At 67.3% G+C, this 6,750-nt stretch carries 4 protein-coding genes and 2 pseudogenes; 3 read left to right on the top strand and 3 right to left on the bottom strand.

Features of this window, described 5'->3' with window-relative positions; genetic code table 11:
• Positions 1–87, top strand: a pseudogene (locus VSX60_RS21635) (IS5/IS1182 family transposase); the annotation flags it as partial.
• A 188-nt stretch (positions 88–275) separates the two neighbouring features.
• Here VSX60_RS21635 and VSX60_RS21630 read toward each other — a convergent pair.
• Positions 276–2,387: pseudogene (locus tag VSX60_RS21630) on the bottom strand (DNA methyltransferase); the annotation flags it as partial.
• A gap of 109 nt (positions 2,388–2,496) precedes the next feature.
• The gene (locus VSX60_RS21625; protein ID WP_327626317.1) at positions 2,497–3,876 is read right to left on the bottom strand and encodes a cation:proton antiporter; all 1,380 of its coding nucleotides are present in this window, start codon (positions 3,874–3,876) and stop codon (positions 2,497–2,499) included.
• Positions 3,877–4,160: 284 nt separating this feature from the next.
• Here VSX60_RS21625 and VSX60_RS21620 point away from each other — a divergent pair, with 284 nt between their 5' ends.
• Positions 4,161–4,589: a DUF4112 domain-containing protein gene (locus tag VSX60_RS21620; RefSeq protein WP_327626316.1), complete on the top strand. Its 429-nt coding sequence runs from the start codon at positions 4,161–4,163 to the stop codon at positions 4,587–4,589.
• Between the two features lie 3 nt (positions 4,590–4,592).
• Here the strand turns inward: VSX60_RS21620 and VSX60_RS21615 are convergent, their stop codons facing one another.
• Positions 4,593–5,048, bottom strand: coding sequence for a methyltransferase family protein (locus tag VSX60_RS21615; protein ID WP_327626315.1), 456 nt, complete (start codon positions 5,046–5,048; stop codon positions 4,593–4,595).
• A 141-nt stretch (positions 5,049–5,189) separates the two neighbouring features.
• On the opposite strand from VSX60_RS21615, the gene ampH reads away from it, so the two are divergent.
• Entirely contained in the window at positions 5,190–6,311 is a 1,122-nt protein-coding gene (gene ampH / locus VSX60_RS21610) for a D-alanyl-D-alanine-carboxypeptidase/endopeptidase AmpH (RefSeq protein WP_327626314.1), read from the top strand.
• Positions 6,312–6,750 lie beyond the last annotated feature (439 nt).

Raw genomic sequence — 6,750 nt, 5'->3', positions numbered from 1 at the left:
CGGCGCATTCACACCCGCTACGATCGTTGCGCCCACACCTTCTTCTCGGCCATCTGCATCGCAGCCGCCGTCATCTTCTGGCTCTGATCAATGAGTCCTGAGCCTAGGCCCTGCGCCGAGCTGGTATCTACTCCCAGTCTTAGCTTCCCGGTAATCTTCCCCTCGCGCTCGGCGAGCGTCACCTGCGGCGTGTCGGTGTTCAGCCCTGTCTCGCCGACGACCTCGCCCAACACGCCCTCGTGCTCGCCCTTTTCGGCGACGGTCATGGCGATGCGCACGGCGGCCTTGTCCGCCGCCTTCATCCAGGGGTGGTCGGCGACGGCGAAGACGAGACTGAGCGGCTGTTTGGCCGACAGGTGCCGCTCGATCACCCGGCGCGAAAAGGTCTGGGTGATGGAATTCGTGGTGATGAAACCGAAGCGGTGGGGAAATGTCGACGGCGCCTTCGACCCCTTCGGCGGCTTGAACCCCTCGCGCAGGCAGGTCGCCGCCTGGTCCCAGAAATGCATGACGAAATCGGCGCCGCCCGGCAGATGCGGCCGCGCCTTCCAGCAGGCCTCGGCATAGCCGTCGCCGAGCTCGGCGCGCATGTCCTTGCCGCCGATGAAGGGCGGGTTGCCGACGATGAACTCGGCCGCCGGCCATTCGGCGGCGCGCGGGTTGCGATAGGTGTAGAGCGGCACGGTGGCGTCGGGGTCGGGCACGTCCTCGCCGGTGATCGGGTGGCGCTTCCTGGTCACTCCATCCCAGCGCGACAGCGGTGCGCCGTCATCGCCGCGCAAGAGCTCCTCGCCGTCATGGGCCAGGATCGCGTCCTGATGGCGGATGGTGCCGTAGGCGTGCAGAACCGGCTCCTGCAGATAGCGCGGATCGACGGTGCGAAGCTGCCATTTGAGATAGCCGATCCACAGGACCAGATCGGCGATGGCGGCGGCGCGCGGGTTGATCTCCAGCCCGTAGAACTGGCTCGGCTCGACGGTCTCGGAGCCGATCGACAGCCCCTCGGAGCGGCTGAGGGCTTCCATCACGTCCAGCACCTCGCCTTCCAGCCGCTTCATCAGCTCCAGCGAGACGTAGAGGAAATTGCCGGTGCCGCAGGCCGGATCGAGGATGCGGGTGGTGCAGAGCCGGTGGTGGAAATCGCTGACGCGGCGCAGCGCCCGCTCGTCGCGACCGGCCTCGCGGTCGCTCTCGGCGACGGCCTGGACGGTGCGCCACTCCTCGCGCAGCGGCTCGATGATGGTCGGCACGACCAGCCGCTCGACATAGGCGCGCGGCGTGTAATGGGCGCCCAGCTTGGCGCGTTCGCGCTTGTCGAGCGCCCGCTCCAAGAGCGTTCCGAAGATCGCCGGCTCGACCTCGCTCCAGTCGCGCCGGGCGGCAACCCACATTTCATGGATCGCCTCGCCGTCGAGCGGCAGCGCCGCGCGGCGCTTGAACAGCGCGCCGTTGAAGCGCTTGACGGTGGCGTTGAGATGCGGCGCGTAGCCGCCGGTGTCCATCACCGCCCACAGCGATTCGAGCGCCGGGACAAAATGTTGCGGCGTTTCCTTCATGCGCTCCAGAAGCGCAACGAAGGAGTCCTTCGGCAAAAGGCCGACATCCTCGGCGAACATGGTGAACAGGCAGCGCATCAGGAATTCGGCGACGTCGCGGGGGTCGTGCGCGGTTTCCAGACCGCGGGCGATGCGGGCCAGCCGCTCGGCGATGTCGCGGGTGACCTCGGCCGATTTCTTCGCCGGATCGAGGGAATGCGGGTCGAGCCAGACGGCGCGCAGGCGCGCGCGGATGTCCGGGTCGTGCAAACCGGCCAAGGGGATCTGGAAGGAGCGGCGGTCCGGGAACTGGGTGTAGTTGCGGCCCTGGCCGGCGAAATTGGCGTAGAGCTCGATGACGTGGCCGACATCGACGAGAAGGACGAAGGGCGGCGGACGATGGCCGGCCGGCAGGTCGCCGACATAGGAGACCGCCTGGTTGTAGGCGGCGCGCATCGCCTTGTCCCAGGCGGCTGTGCCGCGCCGGGCGGTGCCGCCGCGCACCGGCGCGGCATGTGCCGGCAACAACTCGGCCTGTCCCGGATCGGCGGCGGCGCGGCGCGCCTCGGTGGAGGACTGCTTGGCCTCGAGGATGAAGCTGTCGCGCCTGTAGCAGTCGATGCGGTGGGCGGTGGTCAGGCCGCGAATGCGATGGTCGACGCGCTTTTCAAAGACGTAGTCGTTGAACGCCTCGTTCGGGCGGGCGCCATCCGGGCGGGGCACGCCCAAAAGATCGCACAACTCGTTGATGAAGCTCTGGGCATTGGCCATTTCGGCCCCGCCGGTCTCCGCCCATCTCGCGATAAAGCGGTCGATCTCGGCCGTCTCGGTGTCACTCGCGCGCTCGTCCATGGAATCGGCTTCCCCCGTCACCGCGGGAGGTAAGCAAAGCTGGGGGTATCCGGCAAGCGGCTAGCGCCGCTCTCCTCCGTGGCCGCCATCGCGGCGCGAAGGAAAGGCTTCACTCGCCGGGGGCCGCCTGCTCGGCTGGCGGCTTCGCCCGGGCCCGGCCCCGACTGTTGCGCGCCGCCTTGCGCCGCCGCAGCGCCCGCCGAACCGCCCGGCCCCGGGTTTTCAGCCAAACGCCGACATCCTCCACCCGCTCGACCCGGTCACCGTAAAGCTCGGCCAAAGCGTGCCGGAATTCGGCATAGCCGAAGCGGGCCTCGCCCTCGAGCTGGCGCATGACGATCATCCAGGCCGGCGACACCAGCAGCGAGACCGCCGTCACCGCCAGCGCCAGGCGATAGACGTCGCCGCCGATCGCGCCCGAGGCGAAGGCGACCGCCGCCAGCACGAAGGAGAATTCGCCGATCTGCGCCATCGACAGGCCGGCCTCGACCGCCGTCTTGTGCGGCAGGCCGGCCATCCGGATCAGCATCACATTGACGACGCTCTTGGCGATGATGACGAACACCGAGGCGATCAGCACCAGGGTCCAGTTCGCGATGATGTAGTCGAGGTCGATCAAGAGCCCGATCGACAGGAAGAACACCACGAGCAGGATCGCCTGGATCGGCTCGACCACATGGATGACCGGCGAGCGCAAGGTCGAGGAGCCGACGACGAGGCCGGCGATGAACGCGCCATAGGCGGGCGACAGGCCGAGGAGACCCGACAGCGACGCCGCGGCGAAGCAGAAGGCGAGCGAGCCGAGCGCCAGGATCTCGACATTGTTTTCCACCGCCGACGCGAAGGAAGGCTTCAGCTTCGGGCCGCGCCCGAGAAACCACAACAGCGCCGCGAGCACCGCGACGGCAACCGCGATCTTGACCACCAGCACACCCCAGCCGACCGCCTCCTCACCACCGAGCGACGAGGCGATGATCAGCATCGGCACCACGGCGATATCCTGGGCGATCAGCACCGCGACGGCGATGCGGCCCGGCTCGGCGCGCAGCTCGCCGAGATCCTCCAGCACCTTCATGGCGACCACGGTCGACGACAGCGCGATGATGAAACCGAGAATGATCGCCTCGGCGAGCGTCGCCTTGGAGATCAGCATCAGCCCGAACGAAATCGCCATCGCGGCGAGAAGCTGGCCGCCGGCGATCTGCACCGCCGGTTTCAGCGACGCGACGAAGGCCTTCAGCGACAGCTCCATGCCAATGAAGAACAGCAGCATCAAGACGCCCATCTCGGCGAGCATGGTGACGTTTTCGTTCGAGGTAGAGATGATTTCGAGGCCCGACGGCCCAAGCAGTACGCCCGCGAGGATGAAGCCGACCAGCGGCGGTTGCTTCAGCCGCATCAGCCCGAGGCCAACGGTGACCGCCACCACGATGACGAAGGCGATTTCGGTCAATCCCGTCCCATGAGCATCGACGACGGCTTCTTCCACGCGTGTCTCCTCGTATTCCCGGCGAATCGCTTAGCCGCACAAATGATAGAGTAACCTTGGCGCGGGTGTGTCGCGGGGCGGCAAAATCCTTGACCGGGCTCGCGGTTTTGCGGCTCGGGCCGACGCAGCGGCGCGGTCCGGCCGACGCGGCCAACACCGCTTCGCTCGCGAGCCGGCCCTGGCCGTGACAGAGATCGCCTTGCGCCATCTGTTCAAGCAGCGCCCTCGGCACCATATCCCTCGCCTACCAGGCCGCGCAGGCTGACATCACCGAGGAACCATCCATGCCGACCGCCGACCCGACGCATCTCGCCGACCACCGGCGCCGCCTCAAGCGGGTCGCCCGCGTCGCGCGGCTGATGGACACGGCGATCCGCATTCCCGGCACCGGCATCCGCTTCGGCGGCGATTCGATCATGGGGCTGATCCCCGGCGTCGGCGACGCCGCCGGTGGGCTGATCGGCGTCTACATCATCAACGAGGCGCGCCGGCTCGGCCTGCCGACGCACAAGCTCATCAAGATGGCCGGCAATCTGGGGATCGACTTCGCCGTCGGTTCGGTGCCGCTCGTCGGCGACGTCTTCGACGTCGTGTTCAAGGCGCACCGGCGCAACCTCGACATGATCCTCGACCATTTCGGCGAGGGCGACCTGTCGGCGCAGGGCGACATCGACCCGGAGGCGATGAAGGACATCACGCCGAAGCGAAACTGAGCCTCACCAGCGGCGGGCGCGGCGGAAATAAGCCTCCGCCTCCGCCCCGAAGGTTTGGCGGAGCCCCGCCTCCTCGCCCTTGATGAAGCGGTGGGTGATCACGAACGGGAAGACCGCCGCGACGATCAGCGCCGACAGCGCCCCGAACCAGAGCGCCGCGCCGAAGACGGCCAGCGTCATGCCGGTGTAGATCGGGTTGCGATTGATCCGGTACGGTCCCTCGACGATCAGCGCTGTCGGCACATTGCGCGGCTCGATCGGCGTCTTCTTGCGCCGGAACCACAGCGCCGACCACAGGATGATCGCGACCCCGCCGACGAAAAGCGCGATGCCGATCGTCGTCGTCACCGGCGAGGCAAAGCGCCAGAGCGGCAGCCACCAGGCGGCGAGCCATTCGGCGAGGATCGCCCCCAGCGCCCAGACCGGCGGCAAATCGGGAAAGTCACGGGGCATCGCCATGACGGCTCCTTTGGTGGTGGATCTTAAGCCAACATAGGTCGCGGCAGTGGGCCTGTGCCACCCCTCCCGCCGCCGCGATCTTGCCGCAACGTTTGGTCGGTGTATCATCCGACCTCACGGTGAGCTTTGGAGGGTACCGCCATGCAACGCGCGATCGGCCTGAGAGTGCCGCTTTGCCTGTTAATTGTGGCGTTGGCGGGCAGCGCCCCGGCTTACGCGGAGGACCCGCTGCTGGACGACGCGGTCAGCTTCACCGGCCAGATCTTCCACCTCGATACCGCCGTGCCGGGGCTCGTCATCGCGGCGGTTCGCGGCGGCGAAAGCGCCGTGTTCGGCTTCGGGGAGACCGCCAAGGGCTCGGGCCGACAGCCCGACGGCGACACGCGCATCGGCATCGGGTCGATCACCAAGACCTTCACCGGACTGACGCTCGCCCATCTCGCCGCTGCTGGCACGGTGGATCTGACCGACGCGGCCGGACCGTATGTGGACGGCATCGACACATTGCCGGAGCGGCGGCACCCGATCCGCCTGCTCGACCTCGCCACCCATTCGAGCGGGCTCGGCCGTGAGCTCCAGCCTGTGGACGGCGCGGAAAAATACAGCGACGCCTCCTTCGCCGGGAACCTCGGCGGCGATCCCCTGCTTTTTACGCCCGGCACCGGCATCCTTTATTCCAACATCGGCTTCGACCTTCTGGCGATGGCGTTGTCCGGCGCCGCGAACCGGCCCTACCGCGATCTTTTGCAAGAAACCGTCCTCGATCCGCTCGGGCTGGATGCGACCGGCTACGCGCGACCGGAGGGCGACAACGTCATGACCGGCTATGACTGGAACGGCGAGGAAATGGACCCGGGCGAGCCCATCCCCAACCGGTCCGGCGCGTCCGGCCTCCACACCACGGCGAACGACATGATCCGGTATCTCAAGTGGAATCTCGACCGCTTCGGCGAGGGCATGGAGGCCCGGACGCTGAGCCACGCCGCCTATCTCGTCCGCGACGGCCTCGATCCGGTCTACGGCATGGACGAGTCGGGCCATATGGACGCGATGGGGCTCGGCTGGGTCGTCATGATGCCGGAGGACGACCGCCCGCTCATCCTCCAGAAGGCGGGCGGCACCAACGGCGTGTTCAGCTACATCGCCTTCGCGCCGTCGCGGGGCGTCGGCGTATTCATCTCGATCAACCAGTTCAACTTCTCCGCCTCGATCGCGATGGCGACCGTGACGAACGAACTCATCGCAACCCTTGCGCCGCGTTGACGGCGGGCGGTGGAGTGGGGGCTAAGGGCCGTCCGGGCCGGGCCTTCTCCGGAAGAAGCTCCGTCGCGGACATAGCCCGCCGGCCCCCGAACGATTCCGGTGATCATTCGCGCTCGTTCCGTGGGCCGGCGGCGAGGCAAAGCGCCAGAGCGGGAGCCACCAGGCGGCGAGCCATTCGGCGAGTATCGCCCCGAGCGCCCACACCGGCGGCAGATCGGGAAAGTCACGGGGCATTGCCATAGTCGATCCTTGCGTCGATCGGGGTCGGACGGAGACAATAGGATGAGGATCGCGCGGAGCGCCACCCTGCCGACCGGTCGGAGGGACGCTCTAGAGCATCCGGCGAATAATTTGAATCGACGGGTTCCCATTTGATGTTCGGTTTGATTCTCTGTGAGCAGGAGGTGCTTCATGGGAAAGGCTGTTTCATCAGATTTGC

Source organism: Aurantimonas sp. A3-2-R12 (assembly GCF_036016755.1).
Classification (GTDB): domain Bacteria; phylum Pseudomonadota; class Alphaproteobacteria; order Rhizobiales; family Rhizobiaceae; genus Aurantimonas; species Aurantimonas coralicida_A.
This window is presented reverse-complemented; position numbering and strand designations above follow the sequence as displayed.

Bases quoted from the DNA above. Each gene is read 5' to 3' on its own strand.
- VSX60_RS21615 (WP_327626315.1), bottom strand. From the start codon at position 5,048: ATGGCGATGCCCCGTGACTTTCCCGATTTGCCGCCGGTCTGGGCGCTG.
- VSX60_RS21620 (WP_327626316.1), top strand. From the start codon at position 4,161: ATGCCGACCGCCGACCCGACGCATCTCGCCGACCACCGGCGCCGCCTC.
- ampH (WP_327626314.1), top strand. From the start codon at position 5,190: ATGCAACGCGCGATCGGCCTGAGAGTGCCGCTTTGCCTGTTAATTGTG.